Genomic DNA, 25,359 nt, shown 5'->3' on the forward strand with positions numbered 1-25,359 from the left:
GAATAAATACTATACTAATAGAATATTTTATAAATTTATTTTTCAATATTTTCACTAACCTACTTTAGATGTATAAAAATAATATTATTTAAAGCATTAATATCAAATACTTACGATTAAATTTTGAGTATATTAAAAACTTGGCACACCCTTAGCATTATATAAAGTAAGCATCATCTTTCATAATAAACAAACTTTGCACTGCTAAGGACAACGACATGCAACCAACCACTCATAACATCATTCAAGACGGCGGAACGCCTATCAGACTTTGGACCAAGGGCGTGCCTGTTGATCCAAAAGCGCACGACCAATTGATCAAAGCATCAAAAATGCCGTTTGTATATAAATGGCTTGCGGTGATGCCCGATGTACATGTCGGTATTGGTGCAACTATTGGTACCGTACTGCCCACCAAAGAAGCGATTATTCCGGCAGCCGTTGGCGTCGATATCGGCTGCGGAATGATGGCTGTACAAACCACCCTAACCGCAAACGATTTGCCAGATAGCTTGCTTGGTCTGCGTACCGAACTAGAAAAAGCCATTCCACATGGTCGTAGTAAAACGCGTGGTCGCGGGTCACGCCGTGATGTTGGCGCATGGGCAAACCCTGATGATACCGTAATGAACGGTTGGGGAACGCTGGTTGATGACTTTAATTATATAACCCAAAAGCACCCTCGCCTAAAAAATACCAATAACCTTAATCATTTGGGTACGCTGGGTACGGGGAATCATTTCGTCGAGGTGTGCCTTGATGAAACTGACCAAGTTTGGATCATGCTGCACTCAGGCTCACGCGGTGTGGGTAATGCCATTGGTCGCTACTTTATTGAGCTGGCACGTGAGGACATGCGCAAGTGGTTTATCAACTTGCCAGATAAAGATTTGGCCTACTTTGCCGAGGGTACAGAGCATTTCGATGACTATTGGTTTGCGGTGGGTTGGGCGCAGCGTTTTGCCTTTAAAAACCGTGAAATCATGATGGAAAAAGCCATCAAAGCGCTACGCCAAATCATACCTAAGCCGTTTGATGCAGCCGTAAAAGCGGTGAACTGTCATCATAACTATGTGGAAAAAGAGCAACATTATGGCGAGGAAGTATTTGTGACCCGCAAAGGTGCTGTCCGTGCCCGCGTTGGTGAGTACGGCATCATTCCGGGGTCAATGGGTGCCAAATCGTTCATCGTGCGCGGTAAAGGGAATGAAGAATCGTTTTGCTCTTGCTCACATGGTGCAGGTCGTATCATGTCACGTACCGAGGCGAAAAAGGTATTTACGGTCGCCGATCAAATCGCGCAGACCGAGGGCGTAGAATGCCGAAAGGACGCGGATGTGATTGATGAGATTCCAGCGGCTTATAAAAATATTGATGACGTGATGCAAGCACAAAGTGATTTGGTAGAAGTGGTACATACCTTGCGTCAGGTGGTTTGTGTTAAAGGATAGGTAGGAACTATTATTTTCTAATATCACAAGGATAAAATTATGGAAGATTCCATCCAGTCTAAGCTTATATATACAAACTTGCAGTTAGATAATGCATCTGAAATGATTAATAAAGGGCAGTTTGAACAAAGCTATAAGTTATGCTTATATTTAAAGGAGCTTCTAGAAAAAGTCCATGATCTCAGTGACCCTAGTTTTTCCTACGCATTTTTTAGACTTGCTGGACTATTTGTTGATTTAGGTAATAGGGATTCCAACCTAGAGTCTTCTCAAATCGGATTGGAAATAATGGAGTCTAATAGCTTTGAACACTGTTTAACTCGTGATAGTTATTACTACTGCTTAGCAAACGCTAAAGGTAATTTGACTCAAAGTGATTCCAATAACTACTGTAAAACTGATGTCAGTAAGATAGAAAGATTTTCAGAAGTAGGGTCATTACTTCTCAAAGCAACTATGATTCGTAGAAAAAATAAAGATGTTTTGTCGCCACAGGTTATGGTTAATATGGGAATAAATCTATATCTGCAGTATAGATTTTCAGAAGCATTAAGTTTGTTTGACAAGGTCAATTGTATGGGATTAGACATTCCAGAATCTTGGGTAAATCGCAGTGAATGTTTAGCACTATTAAATCAGATTACAGAAGTATTCTCGATCCAACAATATAAAGAGGTAGCTCAAGGCTATTATCATGCTAGTGTTTCGAGTGAATTTCCTTATGACTGGCAAAATAACTTTTTCAATAAGGCTAAACACACGAAAAAAGAGATCGAAGATTATTGTTTGGATTTGGGTATAGATATAGAAGATGACAAACATTTAGACGAACAGGAATATCAATATTTGTCAGAATATCGTAGATGGTGTTTAGATAATTTTTTAAGCCTTAGTGAACATGGTTTATATTGTAAGTGTCATGGAAGTGCGCGTGATAACTTGAATATCCCAGTGCCCACTAGAGCAGTTGCTGGAGATTTTATATTACCGATGGAGAAGGTACTAAATAGGCTTAAATCCGAATTTGGTCTTGCCAGATTAATGTTGTATGAACATCAATCTGATAAGAAAGATAACGATATTGACGATGATGCTTGCTATGCGGAGCTATATGACAACGAGCTGCTAGGAACAAACATCGAAAAGCTTCGTACTGCTTTTCGAATTTGCTTTGGTATACTAGATAAGATAGGTAATGCCATTGCTTTGTTGTTTGATTTACAACTTAAAACCAATAAAGGTAAAGTCAGGCCCTCATACTTTCATACCTTTTGGGAACTTGAAAACGAAGACAGACGTCAAAAGTTCGAAGCTTATGATAATGAAGGTTTGATTGGTTTATATAGCATAGCTTGTGATTTAAATCACAAGCTAGAAGGTGAGCTTAGTTTTTACAAGCAGTGGCGAAATGCCTTGGAGCATAGTTTTGTATTTGTTTATGAGAATGAAAAACCTGAAGATATTGAAACCTCATTAGCCTATTATGAAGAACCAGTTTTTATTTCAGAGTCCGAATTTGTTGAGAGCGCCGAGCATGTCCTGCAATTGACACGTTCAGCCATTTTTTCCTTCGTCTTTGCAGTTAGGATCAAAGCCGAGAGGGAAGCTCTTAACAATATCCCTGATATTTTAATTCAAAATAAGTTTCTTGAACAAAAAAAATATACTTAGAAAATGAAGAATAAGAGAGTACCAAAATGAAGCTCGCAGAGGCCCTACTCATTTGCCAATAAAGATAATAAATACTCATGACTAAAACAAAGCCCAAAACCCTAAAAATCGACGGCAGTACAGGCGAAGGTGGCGGGCAAATCATTCGCACTGCCCTATCATTATCGATGCTCACAGGCACACCAATCGAGATCACCAATATTCGTGCTGGAAGAGCTAAATCTGGATTGATGCGTCAGCACTTGATGTGCGTACAAGCCTCGCAGCAAATATCAGACGCTACCGTGGCAGGTGCAGCGTTGGGTAGCTCATCGTTTCGCTTTGCACCTAATGCGATTCAATCTGGTGATTACCATTTTGATATTGGTTCAGCTGGCAGTACAAGTCTCGTGCTACAAACGCTACTCCCTGCCCTACTTTTTGCCAATACCAACACACAAACGGTATCAACCGTAACAATAAAAGGCGGCACGCACAATCCACTCGCGCCAACCACGGACTTCCTACAGCAAGCGTTCGTCCCTGCATTAGCGAAATTGGGTATGCACGTGGGTATCGAATGCGTGCAAGCAGGGTTTGCGCCTATTGGTGGCGGCATGATTAAAGCGACGATAACGCCATTTATGCGCCGTGCGAATACGCCACCCTTACAGCTAACCAAGCGTGGAGAGCTTATCGGCATAGAGCTGGCTGCGAATACATTAAATTTAGAATACGATATTTGCAAACGTGAGCTTGCCAGTGCTCAAGCATCATTGGTTGAAGCAGGTATTGATAAGACACTAATTACGACTAAAAGTTTTAAATTACAAGGTATCGGTGAAGGCAATAGCTGCTATGCACAAGTCACTCATGAGGTTTCTGACACCCGAAATCATAAAGAACATCATGCCGAGGTGTTCACTTTACTAGGAGAAAAACGCAGCTCGGCGGAAAAGATAGGTTGTCGTTTATCAGGCTTAGTCAAACGTTATGTATTTAACACCGACTCACTGGTCGATGAATACTTAACCGACCAATTACTCTTACCGTTGGCGTTGGCAGGCGGTGGCGAGTTTACCGCGCGTGTCGTTAGTAAGCACGCTGAAACCCAAGCATGGCTCATTCAGCAATTTTTGCCCGTTGAGATTCAGCTTACAGTGATCGATGAGCAGAAAACTTTGGTACAAGTTGTCTGTTAAAATCACGCCACTAGCAACATCAACAGTAGCACTCTGTTACCCAATTACTGCTATGCAGTGATATCATATGTGTATGATGTAGGCGATAAATCTGAGCGCTTTGTCAGTGTCTAACAATAATGGTCATAAGAGGGTGGTTTTTGCCCTACTCTCTCTTTGAATCATTGTCACCTTTTTAATATTTATGTATTACTGTTGAGTGTAGCCATGCCCCAATCTCGTACCAATCTAAATCCTGAACCTAAAACCAACTCTCCGTATTTGGTCGGCTTATTGCTGCGTTATAGCACCTTTGGCGCTGCTATATTAATATTTTTAGCAGGTCTACTATTGCTAAATTGGTGGTTAATTATTCTCGGTGGGTTTGGGGTATGCTTGGGGATTTATGACGTCATACAATCAAAGCATGCTATTTTGAAAAACTATCCCGTTGCCGGACATATTCGTTATGTACTTGAAGACTTTCGTCCTGAAATTCGTCAATATTTACTAGAAAATGACAAAGAGCAAGTACCGTTTTCACGCCAGCAGCGGGCGCTAATTTACCAACGTGCTAAGAATGTTAGTGACACCAACGCCTTTGGTACGCTAGATAATTTATACACCAATGGTAAAGAATGGTTTTTACAATCAGCGATTAGCCAACCTCTAGAAAACAAAGATTTTCGTATTATGGTCGGCGGTGAGCGTTGTCAGCAGCCGCATGATATGTCGGTATTTAATATCTCGGCGATGAGCTTTGGCAGCTTATCGGCTAACGCGATTATGGCGCTCAATCAAGGCGCAAAAATGGGCGGCTTTACTCATGATACGGGTGAAGGAGCTATCAGCCCTTATCATCGCAAGTTCGGTGGTGATTTAATTTGGGAGCTAGGTACAGGGTATTTTGGTTGCCGTGATGATAGTGGCAATTTTGACCCGCAGTCTTTTGCCGAAAAAGCGGTTGATCCACAAGTAAAAATGATTGAAATTAAATTATCCCAAGGGGCAAAACCTGGTAAAGGTGGCGTGCTACCCGCGGAGAAAATCACCCAAGAAATCGCTGATACCCGTCAAGTACCGACAGGTCAAGATTGTGTGTCGCCCTCGTCGCATACAGCCTTTAGCACCCCGCGAGAATTGGTGGCTTTTTGGCAACAACTGCGTGAGTTGTCAGGCGGCAAACCTGTGGGCTTCAAACTTTGTGTTGGTCAGCCTTGGCAGTTTATGGCGATTGTGAAAGCCATGATTGAAACCGATAACTACCCTGATTTCATCGTCATCGATGGCGCAGAAGGCGGTACTGGTGCGGCTCCTGTCGAATTCATGGACAATGTCGGCATGCCAATGGTTGAAGGATTTTTATTAATACACAATACTTTGGTCGGCGCAGGCATTCGCGATAAAATCAAACTTGGCGTGAGCGGTAAAATCGTCTCTGGTTTCGATATTGCCCGTATGATTGCCTTGGGCGCAGACTGGTGTAATTCAGCGCGCGGCTTTATGTTTGCTGTTGGCTGTATTCAATCACGTTCGTGCCATACCAACACTTGCCCGACTGGCGTTGCCACCCAAGACCCGTATCGTCAAAAGGCGCTGGATGTACCAAGCAAAGCTGAGCGTGTCGCAAGCTTCCATAAAAACACCCTGAAATCCCTAGCCAGTATCGTCGGTGCGGTCGGCTTACAACACCCAAGCCAATTACAACCGTATCATATCGCGCGCCGCCTCGATGATGGGCAGATAAAACTATTATCGAAGTTCTTTTATTTTACAGATAAGGGAGCGCTACTCAATAATAGCGCCCGCGCAGATGTGTTTAATCAGATGTGGGTCATGGCGAACCCAGATAGCTTTTTAGCCAATGATGATGCCCTCATTGCTTATAATAAAGACTCACGGGATAAAGGTAGAGAAACCACCACATCGGTGGAACAGAGCCTTGGTAACTTTGCGAGTATCACTGGCGGTGGGCAGTTAATCGGCAACGTCAACAATACTTTTCGCGAATTTCCGCCTAGCAGCGATTAAGAAATAGCGATCAAAAATCCGTGAGCCCTGACTATTTATATCTCACTCCATACTATAAAAGATATATCATTGATGCCAAATTTCGCTCTTCCCTTACCTTTAGGAGCAGTCGCCCTACTGTTGCTAAGTGTCAGTGCTTGCCAACCGATAAGCACTGATGCTGCTGACAGCGAGATACAAAAATGGTCGTGTCAGACTCAAGATGCACCATTTTCTTATAGTGTTTGTAGCATTGATGCTGAAGCTTTGACGGATGGCCGCTACTCATTAAAATTATTTTGGCAGCAGCCTGATAGTACGAAATCGTTACTCACCTTTGAGACGTTATTAGCCACATTGCCCTCAAATCAAGCGCTGAGCTTTGCTATGAATGCAGGTATGTACAATGAGAACTATGCACCGATTGGCTATACCATCATTGATGGTGAAGAGATCAAATCGCTAAATCTCAAAGAAGGCGGTGGCAATTTCCATTTATTGCCCAATGGTGTGCTGTGGTGGGATAAAGTTGGAAACGTACATATCACAGAAAGCAACGCCTTAAACGAGCAGCTTAACAGCGGCGAAGCGAAGCCTTGGTATGCCACCCAATCAGGTCCTATGTTGGTTATCAATAACGAGATACATCCACAGTTTAATCCTGATAGCACCTCACTCAAGATTCGTAATGGCGCAGGTGTTTGCGATGACGGCCACATAAAATTTGTCAATAGCGATGAGCCAGTGACATTTTATCAATTTGCATCGTTGTTTAAGAATGACTTAAACTGTCCGAATGCTCTGTTTTTAGATGGCGGGATTGCTTCGGCATTATATGCGCCCAGCATTGATAAGCATGATAAAAAAGAGATGGGTGTGATGGTTGGATTGGTTGAAAATAAAGATTAGGCGATGTATCCATTTTTCAAATAGTGATAAAAATAAGATAAATTGCACTGAATAAAAAGCACTTGAGACGACTTTGTCATCCAAGTGCTTTTTTTATTAATAGCAACAGTTAATGGCTAACAGTAGCTAAAATTAACCGCCCAAACTCATCTTGGGACCAAACGGTTCATAATGAACGCTATCAACACCGTGATCTAGCGTCACTAGCCCATCGATCATGCTTTCCATAAATGGCATCGAGCCACAGACATAAATATCAGCAGGCTTAGGTAATTGAGCAAGCCACGCCTCATCTAATAGTTGTCCAGACTCAAAATAGAAAATATGCTTTTCTACAGTCTCAGCATTTTCTAACAGCGTCTCCACTTCAGTATTGAAAGCGTGATGCGCATCATTTTGGCAAGCATAAACCCAGATAATAGGTCGTTTTGGATTGGCTAATACTTGTGCCTCCAACATAGACAGCACAGGGGTTACACCAACACCAGCACTTATCAATACTAGCGGAATCTCATTTTGCTGTACCAAGTCTTGATTGAGCGCAAAGTCACCTGCTGGTGCCGATAATAAAACCGTGTCACCCACCTCTAATTGGTCGTGCATATAGTTAGAGACCAAACCATGATGCTCATTGCGGTTATCGCGTCTGACCGCAAACTGAATGCCTGCATCGGTACTAGCAGAGTACAAAGAGTAATGACGCAGGGCAACATGGTCACTGTCTTTTGGATCTGTTTTCACCGTGATGTACTGACCTGCTGTTAAAGTCAATTTGCTCAGGTCGATCTGTTGATGACTTTCTGCATTATCCTTGGCTGGTACAACTGTAAAAGCCGCAATATCCGTAGCAGCTGCTACCTTTTTAGTCACTACAAAAGGCGCAAAACCCTGCCACATCGCCTCCTCATACATGCCATGTTCAATCTGAATAAATACTGAGGCAATCTCATCATAAGCTTCAGTCCAAGCATTGATGATATCGTCATTGGCAGCCTCGCCCAGCACTTCCTTGATTGCGCCGATTAAATGCTTACCAACGATAGGATAATGTTCAGGCAAAATTTGTAACGCGCGATGCTTGTGGCTGATTTGCGTGACTTGTGGCAATAACGTCGCCAATTTATCCAAGTGCTTAGCAGCGGCTAACACGGTCGTCGCCAGAGCCGTCTGTTGACGACCCAATTTTTGATTGGTTTCGTTAAAGATGTCCAACAGCTCGGGATGCTCTTCAAACATATTTTTATAAAACACCGTGGTGATTGCCGTTCCATGCTCTTCAAGGACGGGAACAGTTGCGGTGACGATTTCTAAAGTCTTTGATGAAGCCATACTGTCTCTCTTATTAATACCAATTCCAAAATATCTGAGGAGCACCGTCAAACTCGTGTAGTCTACTGAATGTAGTACTTGCACGCGCTTTTTTGCTACTAAAATGGTTGAAAATGGCATAAGTTCATTACATTGATTGGTTGATTAACATATGAAAATGAAGTGCTTAAATAAGCAACGACGACTGATTTTTACAAACGATTATCAAATTCTTGTCATCAAATTTTTCGCCGAACCAGTCAAAACGCTTCTATAAGATTCATTTAAAATGAATGTTATCATATTTTGCTACTTATACCAATGCCGTATGACTGCAAAACTGATTATTTTTGACTAAAAAGCAGCCGCTATGCTGTCATAACGGCTGCTATTATCAAAAAATATGTGGATTAACAGGTTTTATAAATTAGGGCGTATCTTTATCCAAACGTCAAAACTAACGCGCTAGATAATTGGTCATCTCTTCTACCCCATGTAAGGTCATCGGATACATTTTATTGTCGAATAGTTTCTTAATTTCAACGATGGTTTGGGTATATTGCCAGTATGTTGGATCTTCAGGGTTGAGCCAAGCGACTTTATCGAAATGCGCGAGCACCCGCTTAAGCCAAACAGTACCCGCCTCATTGTTCATATATTCAACGCTGCCACCAACTGTCATCAGCTCATATGGCGACATTGACGCATCACCGACGAAGATAACGCGATATTCGCGACCGTATTTATTGAGCAGCTCAAAGGTAGGCATCGGCGCACTATGGCGACGGTTATTGTCCTTCCAGACATAGTCATACAAACAGTTATGAAAATAAAAAAACTCTAAGGTTTTAAATTCATTTCTAGCCGCTGAAAATAGCTTTTCTAAGGCTTCAACATGGACATCCATACTGCCGCCCACATCGAACAGCATCAATACTTTGACGCGATTACGACGCTCAGCTTGCATATGGATATCGAGCACGCCTTTTTTTGCCGTGCGTTTAATAGTCTCATGAATGTCTAGCTCATCGGCGCTACCAGTACGGGCAAACTGGCGCAAGTTTCGTAGTGCCATTTGAATTTGACGGGTACCAAGCTGACTGTCATCATCAAGGTTGCGGTATTTACGCTGCTCCCAGACTTTAGCGGCGCTACGTTTACGCGATTCACCGCCAACGCGCACGCCTTCTGGATGGTCACCATAAGCCCCAAATGGCGATGTACCGCCTGTACCAACCCACTTACTACCGCCTTGATGACGCTCTTTTTGCTCTTTGAGACGCTCTTCAAGCGCTTTCATCAGCTCCTCTAACGAGCCGTATTTTTTCAGCAGTCGGCGCTGCTCTTCGGTTAGGTTTTTTGGATCAAGCTTTAAATCGAGCCATTCTTTAGGAATGTCCGTCAATTTAGCCAATAGCTCATCCATATCTAGACTGTCGACGCCTTCAAAATAATCTGCCATTGCTCGATCGAATTTATCAAAATGGCGCTCGTCTTTGACCATACAAAGCCGAATCAGCCGGTACATATCCTCACGACTGGCAAAGGTAGACAGCTCTGGATTTTCAGGATGCGGCTGCATCATCAGCCCTTGATCTAATGCGGCATTTAGGTCAAGCAGCTCACGCGTACTGACTGGCACACCATAAGTACGTAAGGTATAGAACAATTTGATAAACATAAGAGTCGCATCGCTTATTGGCTGATATGGTGACGAGTGAAGCCATTTTATTAGGGCGTGTCGTCATTTTGAAAATAGTCTGTTGCTTAACGGCGCATTATATTAGCAAAGCGTTGCAACAAGCTCACATCGGCTTCATTTTTAAGCAGCGCGCCATATAACGGTGGAATAGACTTCTCACCACGTAAGTTTTCTTCTAGCTCTGCTTGCGCCATATCATCAGCCAGTAGTAACGTTAACCAATCGACCAATTCTGAGGTTGATGGCGGCTTTTTAAGCCCTTGGACATTACGCAGCTTATAAAAGATATCCAGCGCATCATTGACCAGCTTTTCTTGGATATTAGGGAAATGCACGTCAATGATTTGACGCATAGTTTCTTCTTCTGGGAAGTCAATATAATGGAAGAAGCAACGACGCAAGAAAGCATCGGGCAACTCTTTTTCATTGTTTGAGGTGATAATAACCACAGGACGCTGTGCAGCAGTGATGGTCTCGCCTGTCTCATAGACATAAAAAGACATTTTATCAAGCTCATGTAGCAAGTCATTTGGGAACTCGATATCGGCTTTATCAATTTCATCAATCAGCAACACACTGCGCTCGTTACTGGTAAATGCCTCCCATAACTTACCGGGCTTGATATAGTTGCCAATCTCATACACCTTATCATCACCCAGTTGCGAGTCACGCAAGCGCGATACGGCATCGTACTCATACAACCCTTGCTCCGCTTTAGTGGTTGACTTGATGTGCCACGTAATCAGCGGCATCCCTAAGCTTTCAGCGACCTCCTCCGCCAATAATGTCTTACCGGTGCCCGGCTCGCCTTTAATCAATAGTGGTTTTTGTAACGTCATCGCGGCGTTGACCGCCAACTGCAAATCGTCAGTGGCAATATAATTTTGCGTACCAGTAAAGCTTTTTTTCGTTTTATCAGTCGTGCTCATAATCAAGTCTCAGTTATTGTTATAGATTAGGGCTATCAAGAGCCAGAAAAGGCTTAAAGGCAATTGATAGCAAATAAATAATCATTTAGATTAGCACAGCATGATTGATTGCCAAAATACTCATGCGTTCGCAGTTGTTGAAAAATAATAGATACCTTGAACGCCTATTGACGGTTGGTCGACAAAGTCATAAAACATTTTTTCATAAAAAAAGACACGCATGGTGTCTTTTTTTATGGTGCTTTTCATTCACAGTATTTTTATTGATAGCGTCTTTTATATAGCTACTATAAAAGCAAAGCTCCAATCATCGCTAGCAAAACTTTAATATCACTTTACTGACGTCATTTTTCTGATGGCACTTTATTAATGTTAATTTACTACTTATCGAGCTTTTCCATATTAGGCTTTTTAGCTAAACTGCTGTCTTTTTTTAAGCTAACGTCTGCTTTAGGATTAGCCGCTAAAGGCGTTTTATTAGACGGTTCAGCAACAGTGGCTTGATCGGTTAAAGTCGTGCCTTCTGTCAAATAATTGCCAGTCGTCAGCTGCATGGTCGCTTGTGTATCTTCTGCAGTACGACTCCGCGCTTTGTCTAGACTTGACTCAAAAGCACCGCGAATAAGCTGCCAGACAAAGCCCACAAACAAGCCGACCACTAACACCACAAGTATCGGCAGCATATTGGTAATCGCGCCAGCCGTGTCTTTCATCATAATCGCATAAACCACGGCGATACTAGCAGGGGCAATCACACTTGGATCGCCAAGGGCAGTACCTGGTGCCAATAACACAGCAAACAATATCATCCAACTCATACCGCCCAACGGCCGCGGCAGCATACGAGCGACCAGCAACCACAATACCAACACAATAACGACACCACCCAAATACGCGTACATCGGTAAGTCTGCGGGTGGCACGTCTTTTACCAGCTGTCCCCACCAAATAGCAATTTCGCCGAGAATATCACTAATGGCTTCCAGCGGTAAGCTGTTTATAATACCTTTTAACCAGTCCATGCGTGTGTAGTTACCTGCGTTTATAAATTGTGCAGCGCGTTTACGCGCTTAACGATAGACAGTGTGCTGTTTCAACGAACCATAATATCGAATACATTATCGTCAAAAGCCCTTAAGACATAAGCACTTGAAACACGACCTTTTGCCTCGCCACGTATTTTTTGTCTTGTCACTCATTGATAGCCTGCTAGTTTATCACGACTTTCTACCAAAATGCATGAGCGCAAATGTGTCGTAAACTTTTTCTTGCTGGCTGTCATGCAACATAGCCAAAAGAGGCTAATTAAAAACTCGCTTCAAAAATACCCATTAATCATAAATATTGTCTTGTGCTTCACGTGCACGTAATTCCGCTTGGCGGCGCATCACATCTTGCGGTGGCATTTGTACAAAATACCCTTGCGACTGTAATTTTGCCAGTACCTCTTCTTTGTCAACGCGCGCAAGCGTCGGCGTATTGGCTAAGTCCAAGTGCATCACAAATTTACTGCGCCCTAAACTGGCACGGAAATCTTTTGGTAATACGCCAAGCCAATCTTTAATCTCGTCGGTATCGTCAGGATAATCAGGACGGGCAATATAGACATACATATCGTTATGTTTGGGGAATTTATAAATATCACAATGCATAATAATGACCTATCAGAAACTATCGCCATAGATTAGCATATTTTGGGTGAATATCAGTAGTCGCTTTACGTTTTACGATGGGCATTCATGCTAAATTGACTACTATCTACCAAACGTAAAACGCTTTGCTTATCGATACGGTATTGATTATTCTCACAAAAAATCATTTTTGCCAAAATTATTCACTTTAATCGCGTAGATGGCTTGTAAAAGCGCCTTGAACCTTTCATAATAAAAGCGTTTTTCAGGAGAGAGTCTTGAGCACAATATCAGGTGCGTTCATATTAATGAGCTGGCGCTGATAGTTGCTACTTGACCACCGAAGGCGCATCCACCCTGCCAATCGCTCAGGTAAAAGGACTGAAAAACACATGTCACGACTGTTTCGCTGTCTACCATCAATTGCGTAGCACACCCAAACATAAGGCATAACAAATCTGGAGAGCGGTAAGGACGGACGACGCCTTACCCACCGAAGGGGAGAAAATGCGACATCATTTAATTTGGTTTTTTAAGGCTGGTGCTTTTAAAAACGTGAAATGATGGTTCGTGTTGAAAATCTCAGGTTACAGGACAGATAGGGCTTTTGCTTAAACCGACGTTCAGCGTCTGTTTGGCGGATTGCGCTATTTTTCTGTGCTACCCTTGGTTGCAATGTTTGCACCTTGCAATATTGCTTCTCGCTACTATGATAAGGCACATCAGCCCTCATACTTTGATACTTGTTTTTACGACTGGTTATCGAATGCAGCTGATGTCCACATAAGGATTTGTTATGACCACTACTCAAGATAACACTGCTCAAAGCGCCAACACTTCAGCCCCTAAACGCACACCTCTTTATCAGTCTCACGTTGATAGTGACGGCAAGCTGGTGGATTTTTCTGGTTGGGAATTACCAATCCATTATGGTTCGCAAATCGAAGAGCACGAAGCGGTGCGTACTGATGCTGGTATGTTTGATGTCTCACATATGGTCGTCGCTGATGTCACAGGTAGCGATACCAAAGCATGGCTACAAAAGCTACTGGCCAATGATGTCGATAAACTCAAAACCGTCGGTAAAGCGCTATATTCTGGCATGCTCAACGAGCAAGGTGGCGTCATCGATGACTTAATCGTTTACCTAATGAACGAAGACGCTACTGAATATCGTATCGTCTCAAACGCTGCTACTCGTGATAAAGACATGGCGCAATTTGATAAAGTCGCCGAAGGTTTTGACATCAGCATCACTGAGCGTCCAGAGCTTGCGATGATTGCCGTGCAAGGACCAAACGCTGTTGAAAAACTCGCGCAAACCAAACCTAGCTGGGCAGATACTTTAGCTGGTCTTAAGCCTTTCGTTGGTGCTGATTTAACAGACATCGAAGGCGCAGATTGGTTCGTCGCTCGGACTGGCTATACTGGTGAAGATGGCGTCGAAGTCATTATGCATGGTGATGATGCACCAGCGTTTTTTGAACAATTGAAAGCCAATGGCATTAAACCTGCCGGTCTTGGCGCGCGTGATACCTTGCGTATGGAAGCTGGCATGAACCTCTATGGTCATGACATGGACGACAACGTCAGTCCTTACGAGTGCAACATGGGCTGGACACTTGCGTTAAAAGACGATCGTAATTTTGTCGGTCGTGACGCTTTGGTCAGCAAGCGTCAACAGTCAAAAGACGATAGCTCTGCCATGAAGCAAGTTGGCTTGTTGCTAACGACACGCGGCGTATTGCGTGAAGGCATGACAGTCACCATCAATCAAGGCACGGACAATGAGCAAACGGGCATTATCACCAGTGGTACATTCTCCCCTAGCCTAAAAAATTCGATTGCGATTGCCCGTGTGCCTGCCAGCGTATCAGATGATGATAGCGTTCAGGTCGATCTGCGCGGCAAAGGCAAGTTCGTTGATGTGCGTGTTCTTAAGCTACCGTTTGTCCGTAATGGCAAACAGCAGTTTGACTCGTAGGCATTATAAACCCTATTATTAACGTCCACTATTTTTGTTAACCATCCTCTATCACTTAGGAGAGAGACCATGAGCAATATCCCAGCAGAACTAAAATACATCGCCAGCCACGAGTGGTTACGCTTAGAAGACGACGGCACTATCACTGTTGGTATCACTGACCACGCTCAAGACCTACTGGGTGACGTGGTGTTTGTTGAACTGCCAGACGTCGGCGACATCATCGCTGTTGATGACGAAATCTCAGTGGTTGAATCAGTAAAAGCGGCTTCTGACGTTTATGCCCCTATCTCAGGTGAAGTTGTGGAAATCAACGAAGCACTAGAAGATGATCCTGAAATCATCAACTCTGACCCATATGGCGAAGGTTGGTTCTTTAGAATGAAGCCTGACAACATCGCTGACTACGAAGCATTGCTAACCGCTGATGAGTACGAAAACGAGCTGTAATAGCAGCTTCACTCTCTCGCTTAAAAGCGGTTTTTTATTTAAATGCCGCTACTTATAACCTTAAAAAACATAGCTTGTTATGACAGATATTGGCGTCAGCTGATATCTGTACGCTTTTTCTTAGAATGTTTATCGCTCAATTTATTGCTTCCAATCGCTATCTGATTTATTCATATCAATTACTTGTCAGGCGCTATTAAAGAGACGTACTCAATACTGCCCCAAGTTGATCACTTAATCTCCAGCATGGATTCTCATATGACCCCTGACACTGATAATCAAGCAAACGCTCAAGCAAGTTCTCAAGAAAAATTTGCCACGCCTGATAATACACCGCAGCTGCAAGCGTTTCGTGAGGTGGTTGAATCACGTCGTTCAGTGCGCCGCTTTACCGACACAAAGATACCTGATGATGTGTTAGCAGACTGTTTGCGTTTGGCCATGCTTGCACCAAACTCTAGCAATCTACAGCCATGGGAATTTTATGTGATTGATGATGCGGACAAGCGCAAAAGTGCGGTGAAAAACTGCATGAATCAAAATGCAGCGAAAACCGCCGCTCGTTTAATCGCAGTCGTTGCTCGCACCGATGTGTGGCATGACCATGCCAAGCAAATATTGCGCGAATACCCTGATAAGCCAGTACCCAAAAAGGTCAAAGACTACTATACCAAAGTCGTTGCCATGGACTTCTTACGAGGACCTGCCAATGTGGTATCAGCGGCTAAATGGGGTGCGACTCAAGTGGTCAGACGGGTAAAAGGTCCGATTAAATCACCTTACTATACTTTTGAAGACACCAAAAACTGGGCAACCAACAATACCGCCCTTGCGGCTGAAAACCTAATGCTTGCACTACGCGCGCATGGCTTTGATAGCTGTCCGATGGGCGGCTTTGATGAGCCTGCCATGAAGCGCTTATTAAATTTAAGTGATGATCAACATATCATTATGATGATTGGTGCTGGCGAACGCGCTGATAATGGCGTTTACAACAGCCAGTTCCGCTTTGACCAAAAGCAATTTGTTCATTACGTATAAAATCTTAAATCGTCATTAGTTGTTATTACTAGTTATTTTAGCCATCCCTTTATTACTCCCTTAACCAAGGATTGTCATGACTATCTCGCAAAACCCAACGTTTGATACCTTTAAAGGTTTATTCAACGAAGCTGAATTTGTCTATCGTCATCTAGGCTCTAATGAGACCAAGCAAGCTGACCTGCTCAGTGCCGTTGGTTATCAAGACATGGCGAGCTTCATCAACGATACCGTGCCTGAGCCAGTGCGCTTGCATAAAGAGCTAGATTTGCCAGTGGCGATGAGTGAGCATGCCGCGCTTGCCAAATTGCGTACCATGGCAGATGACATCACTGTTAATAAGAGCTATATCGGACAAGGCTACTCGCCAGTACGTATGCCAGCGGTCATTCAGCGTAACGTCCTTGAAAATCCAGGCTGGTACACCGCTTATACGCCTTATCAGGCAGAGATTGCCCAAGGTCGCTTAGAAGCCTTGCTTAACTTCCAACAAGTATGTATTGATTTGACTGGTCTTGAGCTTGCTGGCGCGTCATTGCTTGATGAAGCAACCGCTGCCGCAGAAGCCATGGCAATGTCAAAGCGTGTCAGCAAAAGCAAATCAACGCAGTTTTTTGTTGATGACCGTATCTATCCACAAACATTAGATGTTATTAATACCCGTGCCAAGTACTTTGGTTGGGAAGTGGTGGTTGGTGATTTTGAACTGGCTAAATCAGGCGATTATTTCGGTGCGCTATTCCAATATGTCGGTGTTGAAGGCGATGTTAAAGATTTAACCGACGTCATTGCTGCCGTGAAGAAAAACAAAACTTATGTGAGTGTCGTCAGTGACATCATGAGCTTGGTACTATTAAAATCACCAGCAGATATGGGCGCAGACGTCGCTTTAGGTAGCACGCAGCGTTTTGGTATTCCAATGGGCTTTGGTGGTCCACATGCCGCCTACTTTGCCTTCTCTGATAAAGCCAAACGCTCAGCACCTGGTCGTATTATCGGCGTCTCTAAAGATTCGCAAGGCAATACTGCCCTACGTATGGCACTACAAACTCGTGAACAGCATATCCGCCGCGAAAAAGCCAACTCAAACATCTGTACCTCACAAGTATTGCTTGCCAACCTAGCCGGTATGTATGCCGTTTATCATGGTCCAGGTGGCGTGAAGCGTATCGCTACTCGTATCCATGCGTTTGCCACTGCCTTTGCTGATATCATCAAAAATGCTAACGACAGCAACTTAAATGTCGTACATGACCAATTCTTTGACAGTGTCGTCGTTGATTGTGGCTCAGAAAAACTGGCCACTCAAATTTTCGAAAATGCTGACAATGTGGGCTATAACTTATGGCGTCTTGGTGAAACCAAATTAAGCGTCGCGTTTAGTGAAACCAGCGATCAGCATGACTTTAATGTATTAACTCAACTGTTTGTCAGTAAAGCACATGACCTACCAGAAGACGCTCGCGTTTCTCTTGATAGTGCACACTTGCGTACCGATGCTATTTTATCGCATCCAGTATTTAACTCGCATCATACTGAACACGAAATGCTGCGTTATTTAAAATCGCTTGAAGACAAAGATTTAGCAATGAACCGCAGCATGATTTCATTGGGTAGTTGTACCATGAAACTGAATGCCACCAGTGAGATGCTACCGATTACTTGGCCCGAATTTGCTAACGTGCATCCTTTTGCACCACGTGACCAAGTCACAGGTTATGTTGCCATGATTGATAGCTTGCAAGACCAGCTGAAAGCCATTACTGGTTTTGATGATGTGTCTATGCAGCCAAACTCTGGCGCTTCAGGTGAGTATGCTGGTCTGCTAGCGATTCGCCGTTATCACGAATCATTGGGTGAAACTGACCGTGATGTTTGTTTAATCCCTCAGTCAGCGCACGGTACTAACCCTGCGACGGCTATGATGATGGGTATGAAAGTAATCGTGGTTAAAACCGATGACAATGGTAACGTTGATATCGATGATCTAACTGCTAAGTGTGAAGAAAACAGTGCCAATCTAGGTGCATTGATGATTACTTATCCATCAACGCATGGCGTGTTTGAAGAAGGCATCCGTAAAATCTGTGACCTTATCCATAAACATGGCGGTCAAGTTTATATGGATGGTGCCAATATGAATGCACAGGTTGGCATGATGCAGCCTGCCGACGTTGGCGCTGATGTATTACATATGAACTTGCATAAAACCTTCTGCATCCCGCATGGCGGCGGCGGTCCAGGCATGGGCCCTATCGGCATGAAGTCGCATTTAGCACCCTTTATGGCCAACCATACATTGAGCCCTGTGCATAATGCACAAAAAGACTGCTCGGCCGTATCGGCAGCCCCTTATGGTTCAGCAAGCATTTTACCAATTTCATGGATGTACATTGCCATGATGGGTCGTGATGGTCTACTAAAAGCCACTGAGCTTGCGCTATTAAATGCTAACTATGTCGCTGCTCAATTAAAAGACCACTACCCTGTCCTTTATACGGGCAAAAACGGTCGCGTTGCTCACGAATGTATCATCGATATTCGTCCGTTGAAAGAAGAGACTGGCATCAGTGAAAGCGATATCGCTAAGCGCTTGATGGATTACGGTTTCCACTCACCAACGATGAGCTTCCCAGTTGCGGGTACCTTGATGATTGAACCAACTGAGTCTGAATCTAAAGAAGAATTAGATCGTTTCATCAGTGCCCTAAAATCTATCAAAGCCGAAGCAATGAAAGCCAAAGCTGGCGAAGAGGGTTGGACGTTAGAAGACAACCCACTGGTCAACGCACCGCACACCGCTGCGATGGTCACCAACAGCGAATGGACGTACCCATACAGCCGTGACACAGCAGCGTTCCCACTGCCTTATATCCGCGCCCATAAGTTCTGGCCAAGCGTAGCACGTGTCGATGACGCTTATGGTGATAAGAACCTCATGTGTTCTTGCCCAAGTATCGAAAACTATATGTAGTTTTCAAATAAGCATGAACAGTTGATATAAAAATAAACCTCCAAGTCAGCAGCTGGCTTGGAGGTTTTTATTTTGTATGTACTTTATCTGACTTGTTATGCTCTTAGCATGGTTAACTCTAAATAAAACAAAAGATGATCAGAATAGCCTGCTACTAATACATATTTTCCTTGCTTGCTGTGCGACTTCGTCACTGTAGATGCTACGTAAAACTTATCTCAGCAACACTTAATTCTTTTTAAATTTAATCGACTATAGTTAGTTAAAATCATAATTGTGTCTATAAGCAAACGCTTTATAATGATCTTCTCATTTAATCTTATGTGGAATAGCTAAAATGACTCGTGCAAATAAAAATACGACAGTGTCTAATCACGAGCCCATTCAGCTTGAAGGTGTCATACTCATAGCAGGCATCATGTTTTTTGCTGCTCTAGCCACAGTTATCAGTATCTATTTTAATGACTATAAGTTAAACATCAGCTGTGAAAAAAAACGACCTGATGAAATAGCAATCTGCCAAATTGTTAAAGTAAACCTACTTGATCAGAAGACTGTATTATTTGATGACCAACCTATTACTACTGCTAATATATTAGGAGTAGTAGTTTTTAACAGAAGTCCTAGCGCAGTTAGTAACAACTTCCAAAAAAAGCTGTGCAAAGCTCAATTATATGGTAGTTATGGAGAAGTAATTTGGAAAACTCAGCATTCTAATGAATGGTGGAAACAAAACTGCTTTGGATATGATGATAGTGGCGCTTTTATAGATTACTTAGAAAATCAAGAAATTGCAGAAAACAGAAAGCTGAATCACAACTACCAACTTGTTATCTATAAACATTGGGATAAGTACTTACTAAGCTTTCTAGGTTGGGCAGTGGTTTGCTCAATTATCCTTATTATATATTGCCATATAAGGTTGGGAATAGAACTCCGTAAAATGAGTCAAACTTGAGCTAGATTTAATATACATAGATTATATGAGTTATAAAGACTGGTTCTTCATGTTTTTAGCATTCTTTTTCATATGTTATCAAAACTATTTTTACTTTGTTGGAAAATGCCATGCCACAAAAAAACTGCGTCATTCTCATCCATGGTCTGCACCAAACCGCTTGGATCATGCGACCACTCGCCAAACGCTTGCAAGCAACAGGATTTGATACTCATCAATTCGATTATCGTAGTATGCGTGACGGTATCAAAACCAATAGTGCCCGCCTAAATAGCTGGCTAGAAAACCATCATCACCCTGACCAACCGATAGATTTGGTCGGTCATAGTTTGGGCGGTCTGATTATTCGTGATTTTGTCACTGCATATCCGCAGTGGCAGATAGGACGCTGCGTGACACTTGGGACACCGCATGTAGGCAGTGTATGTGCTGACTACATTTGGCGCTTGACCCCAGCTGTAGTGGGTCGCTCATACATCGATGCGTTAGATGGCAGCGTAGCACCTTTACCGGAGCATATTACCCTTGGGGTGATTGCGGGTAATCGTCCTTATGGCCTAGGGCAGTTGTTTTTACAGTATCATAATCGAAAATTGCGTAAGACAAATAATATGCCATCAGTAGAACACCTACTACACGATGGCACAGTATATATAGAAGAAACCAAAATAGAGGCTGCCACGGATCACATAGTTTTACCAGTTTCGCATACTGGGATGCTGGTCGATAAAACAGTAGCCGCGCAAACCAAGTACTTTTTACAACATGGACAGTTCGAGCATAACAAACTTACGTCTTGAGAAAAGCATCATCTTTTATCAATGATAGAATCTTATGGCTTATCGAACGTTGATACCCATACCCTGCTGCAACTCAGTTTTATGTTTTTTGATGACTGGAATCAGGGTGTTCATGACCCAGTCATTCCGCCAGCCTTTTAAGCCTTCTGGCAATTCACTTAATTCCTTATCAAAAGCAATCACTTCATACAATTGCCCGAGCCACTTCTTACGCATCAATACATTGTCAGGTACGCCGGTTTTTTCTGCTTGGTCGTCTATTGCTTGTTGCACCGCTTTTGACAGTACTTTATTTTTTGAGCGATACGGCGGTAATAGGCAGTCAGGATATTCAGCAGGGTGCAAGTTTTTTGCTTGATTTATCACTTTTAGCAGCTCTTCGCCGTATAAGCGTAACATACTGCGATGCATCGTGGTTTTGTGCGCAAGCTCTCGCATATTACTTGGTCTTTCAGTGATGATCTCACGTACTGCTTGTTTTTTAATCACAAACGTACGTGGCTGATTGGTCGAACGCGCCAGCTCCTCACGCCACGTCGCAACCGCTTGCAGTATCGCCATCTGCTGTGAAGTATAACGATAATCTGCCATTGTTAGGTACATTGCATTGTCTTCAACATGCTGAGCATCATACAAATCACTGGCATAAAGCTGGCAATCTGCCCATACATAATCGTATAAACCTTGCTTTTTTAGCGCATATTCAAGACTTAAATAAAGCGCTGGCAAAAAGCGTACGTCATCAATCGCATATTGCTCTTGCTCATCTGATAATGGGCGTTGCAGCCAGTCAGACTGGCTTTGTTCTTTATCAATGTGCATGTCTAGCTGGTCGTCAAGCGCTTGCTGATAGCCCATTTGCAATTGACCCGTTAAGTAAGACAACGCAATTTGCGTATCAAATATATTGGTCAATGGCGGACAACCAGAGAGTAGATAAAAAATCCCTAAATCCTCACCACAGGCATGCCAAATCGCCACATCAACTTTGGCCAGTGCCTGCCACAATTCAGTCAGTTGCAACTGAGGGGCATCTAATAAATAAATATGATTGCCAGTATTCAGCTGCACCAATGCCAAGCGCGGATAATAAGTATCACGTTTGATAAACTCAGTATCTAACGCCACCCGACCACAAGTTGCCAATGCATCGATCACTTCAGCCAAACCATTTTGCTCACGCACCCACGTGACAGCAGCTTCGTCGGCACTATCTAGCAGCGCATCAATATCTGGCTCTGACGGTAGATCTGCTGACTCTATTTTAGAACTGATTGATGGCGCTAATAAATCATTAGAAGCAGCAATGGTAATGTTGTCTGCAAGGTTTGATTGGATGGCAGCAGTTGAAGCTGTTGGAGCATGGTTGGACACGGGCAGATACCTGCATAAATAGGAAAAAATAAAACGCTAAAGGGCGTCTCAATAAAAGTAAATAATAAAATACTAGTGAATCAATTATAACAATTTCATGAAATAAAATGGACAAGACTTGGTTTTTATAAAGAAGTTATAGAAAAAATGTCAGTGTGCTATAAAAATGAACGATTTTGCATCGCTTGTCCAAGGGTCATGCTATCAAGATATTCAAGCTCGCCGCCCATTGGTACACCTTGTGCCAAACGTGTGACCTTATTAACATGACGACTAACCGCTGCACTGATAAAGTGCGCGGTGGTCTGCCCTTCGACAGTCGTACCAGTCGCCAATATCAACTCTTCAACAGGCTCTTGCTTGACCCGCCAGACCAGTTGTTCAATATTCAAATCATCAGCGCTAATACCATCAATCGGTGATAAATGACCACCTAACACAAAGTAGCGGCCACGGTAGCCTGCGGTTTGTTCGATAGCCATCACGTCTGCTGCCGTTTCGACCACACATAGCAAGGCATCATCACGGCGCGGATCTTGGCACAGCGGACAGATGTGATCATCACTGAAGCTGTGGCAGCGTTGGCATTCGACGATATCGCGCATCGCCTCATCAAGCGCTTGAGCAAGTGCCATGCCTTGTGGGCGTTTTTTGGTAAGCAAATGCAGTGCCATACGTTGGGCACTTTTTTGACCCACACCCGGCAAAATACGCAGCTGTTTAACCAGCTGATCAAATTTGGCTGTCAGCAAAGCATCTTCCTTTATTTAACTTAATTTATAAATCGTAGCTATGAAAATGGGGTCGTATCATGTCGATAACAACCCCATTTTATCTTTAATATGTCGTGTTTGGCTTAAAAAATAACGACTTAGAACATACCTTGCATACCTGGTGGTAGACCCATGCCTGAGGTCGCGCCAGCCATGGTTTCTTCGTATAGCGCATCTGCTTGACGAACGGCGTCATTGATAGCAGCAGCGATAAGATCTTCGATCATATCTGGCTCATCTTCTAGCAAGCTTGGATCGATGGTTAAACGCTTAACCACATGGCGACCCGTCATGGTGACTTTTACCAGACCACTGCCCGCTTCAGCTTGTACTTCTTTATTCGCAAGCTCTTTTTTAGCATTTTCAACGTTTGCTTCGACTTTCTTTTGCATCGTTTGTGCTTGTTGCATTAATGCTTGAATATTCATAGTTGCCTCTTTTGTTTTTTAATCATAAATGATTGATATTTTACTAGGGCGTGTCCTCAATTCAATTGATCATATCTAAACGGGCTAAAAATGGCTAAATTTTGCCAAACATCGTTAAATAGCTGGTTAATATCCCGATATTATCTGCGCTATTTTCCTCGTTTGACGGCAATTTATCTCATTTTTATCACCATTTTTGAAATAAGGACACGCCCTAATATAAAGTGCTAACCGCGATTATACCGTTATCTTTACAAACTGTCTAAACCACGCGTCAAATCTTTGATGATATCTTCTACATCTTCTAAACCGACCGATAAACGAATAAGGCCATCTTTGACGCCCGCTTCTGCGCGCTCTTTTGCACTCAAGCGAAAATGGGTCGTTGTTGCAGGATGAGTAATGGTGGTTTTAGCATCACCTAAATTATTAGTAATAGAAACCATTTGAGTGGAATCAATGACATGCCAAGCAGCCGCTTTTGAGTCAAGGCTAACAGATGGCTTAACTTCAAAGCCCATGATAGCGCCATAGCCACCTTTCATATGATGCTGGCGAGTAGCAAGCTCATGAGCGGGATGATCACTCAAACCTGAGAAATGTACGGCACTAACATTGGGATGATTGATCAAAAACTCTGCCACTTGATTGGCATTTTGACAATGCGCTTGCATACGCAGTTTCAGCGTCTCTAACCCTTTGGTAAATACCCAAGCATTAAACGGACTCATACTGATACCGCCTGAACGTACCACAGTAAACGCCTCTTGCATAAGCTTATCACTGCCGACCAATGCGCCGCCAAGTACTCGACCCTGACCGTCTAGATACTTAGTTGCAGAATGAATCACCACATCTGCACCCAAATCAAGCGGACGCTGCAAAGCTGGGGTAGCAAAACAATTATCCACAACGAGTAGAATATCATTGGCTTTACACAGCTGGCTTAAATAGCCGATATCACAAATCTGTGCCAATGGATTGCTAGGGCTTTCGCAATAAATGACTTTGGTGTTTGGTTGAACGGCGTTTGCCCACGCATCATTATCGAAGCAATCAACGTAGCTGACTTCCACACCGAACTTTGCCATATAATTATTAAATAGACCAATCGATGAGCCGAATAATTGATTGGCAGCAAGCAAATGATCGCCTGCTTTCAGATATGCCAAGCACATAGTCAAAATCGCGCCCATGCCAGAGGCTGTCGCCACTGCACGCTCACCGTTTTCAAGCGCTGCTAAACGACGCTCAAAGGTACGCACACTTGGATTGGTGTGGCGTGAGTAAACGTTGCCCGTCTTGTCTCCATTAAAATGTGCCGCGGCATCTGCCGCTGAGGTATAAACGTACGAGCTGGTAGTAAAGATAGCCTCTGAGTGCTCACCCTCATCGGTACGATGTTGCCCTGCCCGTACAGCAATGGTTTGCATACCATAATCGAGATCTAAATTGAGCGCGTCACTGCGCCAGTTTGGATCTAATTTATCTACATTTTTATCATCATGGGCTTGCGACTGACTCATAAATATTCCGTTGCTTTGATTGGTATTTTGATTGATATAAAATGACTGCTTATTCTTCTGATTATCGACCGAATGCATCAGCGTTATCATATCATGTCAACTTATTCCACACAGCTGGTTTCAAGCGATGGCTAAACATTATTTTTGAATACACATCTATAGTCGGTTCAATATAATTTAGATACAAGGAAGGCAAGCGAAAGTACTACAAATAGTAGGCTAAGCGAGCCTGACACCGTATCTGGTTTATATAGGATTGACTATACCTCTTTCTTAACAA

General features: G+C 43.2%; 20 protein-coding genes and 2 riboswitches. Of the genes, 11 read left to right on the top strand and 9 right to left on the bottom strand.

Annotated features, from left to right (window positions below):
• Window positions 1-218 precede the first annotated feature (218 nt).
• The 5 genes from JMX95_RS04015 to JMX95_RS04035 all read left to right on the top strand — a co-directional run bounded on the left by JMX95_RS04015 (window position 219) and on the right by JMX95_RS04035 (window position 7,201).
• On the top strand, window positions 219-1,451 hold the full coding sequence (locus tag JMX95_RS04015) for an RtcB family protein (RefSeq protein WP_201560048.1): 1,233 nt from the start codon (window positions 219-221) through the stop codon (window positions 1,449-1,451).
• A 39-nt stretch (window positions 1,452-1,490) separates the two neighbouring features.
• On the top strand, window positions 1,491-3,122 hold the full coding sequence (locus JMX95_RS04020) for an LA2681 family HEPN domain-containing protein (RefSeq protein ID WP_201560049.1): 1,632 nt from the start codon (window positions 1,491-1,493) through the stop codon (window positions 3,120-3,122).
• A 77-nt stretch (window positions 3,123-3,199) separates the two neighbouring features.
• Window positions 3,200-4,303 (top strand): RNA 3'-terminal phosphate cyclase, encoded by a 1,104-nt coding sequence (rtcA, locus tag JMX95_RS04025; RefSeq protein ID WP_201560050.1) that lies wholly within the window; start codon window positions 3,200-3,202, stop codon window positions 4,301-4,303.
• A 207-nt stretch (window positions 4,304-4,510) separates the two neighbouring features.
• Window positions 4,511-6,313: an FMN-binding glutamate synthase family protein gene (locus tag JMX95_RS04030; RefSeq protein WP_087813738.1), complete on the top strand. Its 1,803-nt coding sequence runs from the start codon at window positions 4,511-4,513 to the stop codon at window positions 6,311-6,313.
• Between the two features lie 72 nt (window positions 6,314-6,385).
• Entirely contained in the window at window positions 6,386-7,201 is an 816-nt protein-coding gene (locus JMX95_RS04035) for a phosphodiester glycosidase family protein (RefSeq protein ID WP_201560051.1), read from the top strand.
• A gap of 132 nt (window positions 7,202-7,333) precedes the next feature.
• Here the strand turns inward: JMX95_RS04035 and JMX95_RS04040 are convergent, their stop codons facing one another.
• The 5 genes from JMX95_RS04040 to JMX95_RS04060 form a co-directional block, all read right to left on the bottom strand.
• Window positions 7,334-8,530 (bottom strand): globin domain-containing protein, encoded by a 1,197-nt coding sequence (locus JMX95_RS04040; protein WP_201560052.1) that lies wholly within the window; start codon window positions 8,528-8,530, stop codon window positions 7,334-7,336.
• A 436-nt stretch (window positions 8,531-8,966) separates the two neighbouring features.
• Complete coding sequence (locus JMX95_RS04045; RefSeq protein ID WP_201560053.1) at window positions 8,967-10,190, bottom strand: vWA domain-containing protein; 1,224 nt, start codon at window positions 10,188-10,190, stop codon at window positions 8,967-8,969.
• A gap of 86 nt (window positions 10,191-10,276) precedes the next feature.
• Window positions 10,277-11,140: an AAA family ATPase gene (locus JMX95_RS04050; RefSeq protein WP_045445446.1), complete on the bottom strand. Its 864-nt coding sequence runs from the start codon at window positions 11,138-11,140 to the stop codon at window positions 10,277-10,279.
• A 380-nt stretch (window positions 11,141-11,520) separates the two neighbouring features.
• Window positions 11,521-12,162: a hypothetical protein gene (locus JMX95_RS04055; protein ID WP_045451384.1), complete on the bottom strand. Its 642-nt coding sequence runs from the start codon at window positions 12,160-12,162 to the stop codon at window positions 11,521-11,523.
• Between the two features lie 309 nt (window positions 12,163-12,471).
• On the bottom strand, window positions 12,472-12,792 hold the full coding sequence (locus JMX95_RS04060; protein ID WP_087813732.1) for a YcgL domain-containing protein: 321 nt from the start codon (window positions 12,790-12,792) through the stop codon (window positions 12,472-12,474).
• A gap of 235 nt (window positions 12,793-13,027) precedes the next feature.
• Window positions 13,028-13,165: riboswitch (glycine riboswitch) on the top strand.
• A gap of 54 nt (window positions 13,166-13,219) precedes the next feature.
• A riboswitch (glycine riboswitch) is annotated at window positions 13,220-13,379 on the top strand.
• 188 nt (window positions 13,380-13,567) lie between these two features.
• Between JMX95_RS04060 and gcvT the strand changes: the two genes are divergently transcribed.
• The 6 genes from gcvT to JMX95_RS04090 all read left to right on the top strand — a co-directional run bounded on the left by gcvT (window position 13,568) and on the right by JMX95_RS04090 (window position 20,978).
• Window positions 13,568-14,755: a glycine cleavage system aminomethyltransferase GcvT gene (gene gcvT, locus JMX95_RS04065; RefSeq protein WP_201560054.1), complete on the top strand. Its 1,188-nt coding sequence runs from the start codon at window positions 13,568-13,570 to the stop codon at window positions 14,753-14,755.
• Window positions 14,756-14,824: 69 nt separating this feature from the next.
• A complete protein-coding gene (gene gcvH, locus JMX95_RS04070) occupies window positions 14,825-15,205 on the top strand; it encodes a glycine cleavage system protein GcvH (protein WP_110922708.1) in 381 nt (126 codons plus the stop codon).
• A 258-nt stretch (window positions 15,206-15,463) separates the two neighbouring features.
• Window positions 15,464-16,246 (top strand): nitroreductase family protein, encoded by a 783-nt coding sequence (locus JMX95_RS04075; protein ID WP_201560055.1) that lies wholly within the window; start codon window positions 15,464-15,466, stop codon window positions 16,244-16,246.
• 76 nt (window positions 16,247-16,322) lie between these two features.
• Window positions 16,323-19,220: an aminomethyl-transferring glycine dehydrogenase gene (gcvP, locus tag JMX95_RS04080; protein WP_201560056.1), complete on the top strand. Its 2,898-nt coding sequence runs from the start codon at window positions 16,323-16,325 to the stop codon at window positions 19,218-19,220.
• Window positions 19,221-19,557: 337 nt separating this feature from the next.
• The gene (locus JMX95_RS04085) at window positions 19,558-20,178 is read left to right on the top strand and encodes a hypothetical protein (RefSeq protein WP_045451377.1); all 621 of its coding nucleotides are present in this window, start codon (window positions 19,558-19,560) and stop codon (window positions 20,176-20,178) included.
• A 110-nt stretch (window positions 20,179-20,288) separates the two neighbouring features.
• Window positions 20,289-20,978, top strand: a complete 690-nt coding sequence (locus JMX95_RS04090) for an esterase/lipase family protein (RefSeq protein WP_201560057.1) — start codon at window positions 20,289-20,291, stop codon at window positions 20,976-20,978.
• Window positions 20,979-21,017: 39 nt separating this feature from the next.
• On the opposite strand, the gene JMX95_RS04095 is transcribed toward JMX95_RS04090, so the two are convergent.
• From JMX95_RS04095 to JMX95_RS04110, 4 genes are all read right to left on the bottom strand, one after another.
• On the bottom strand, window positions 21,018-22,352 hold the full coding sequence (locus tag JMX95_RS04095) for a ribonuclease D (RefSeq protein WP_201560058.1): 1,335 nt from the start codon (window positions 22,350-22,352) through the stop codon (window positions 21,018-21,020).
• 158 nt (window positions 22,353-22,510) lie between these two features.
• Entirely contained in the window at window positions 22,511-23,104 is a 594-nt protein-coding gene (gene recR / locus JMX95_RS04100; RefSeq protein WP_055123892.1) for a recombination mediator RecR, read from the bottom strand.
• 119 nt (window positions 23,105-23,223) lie between these two features.
• Window positions 23,224-23,553 (bottom strand): YbaB/EbfC family nucleoid-associated protein, encoded by a 330-nt coding sequence (locus JMX95_RS04105; RefSeq protein WP_045445429.1) that lies wholly within the window; start codon window positions 23,551-23,553, stop codon window positions 23,224-23,226.
• 251 nt (window positions 23,554-23,804) lie between these two features.
• Window positions 23,805-25,079 (bottom strand): O-succinylhomoserine sulfhydrylase, encoded by a 1,275-nt coding sequence (locus tag JMX95_RS04110; RefSeq protein ID WP_201560166.1) that lies wholly within the window; start codon window positions 25,077-25,079, stop codon window positions 23,805-23,807.
• Window positions 25,080-25,359 lie beyond the last annotated feature (280 nt).

This window comes from Psychrobacter sp. NC44 (genome assembly GCF_904846655.1).
Classification (GTDB): Bacteria; Pseudomonadota; Gammaproteobacteria; order Pseudomonadales; family Moraxellaceae; genus Psychrobacter.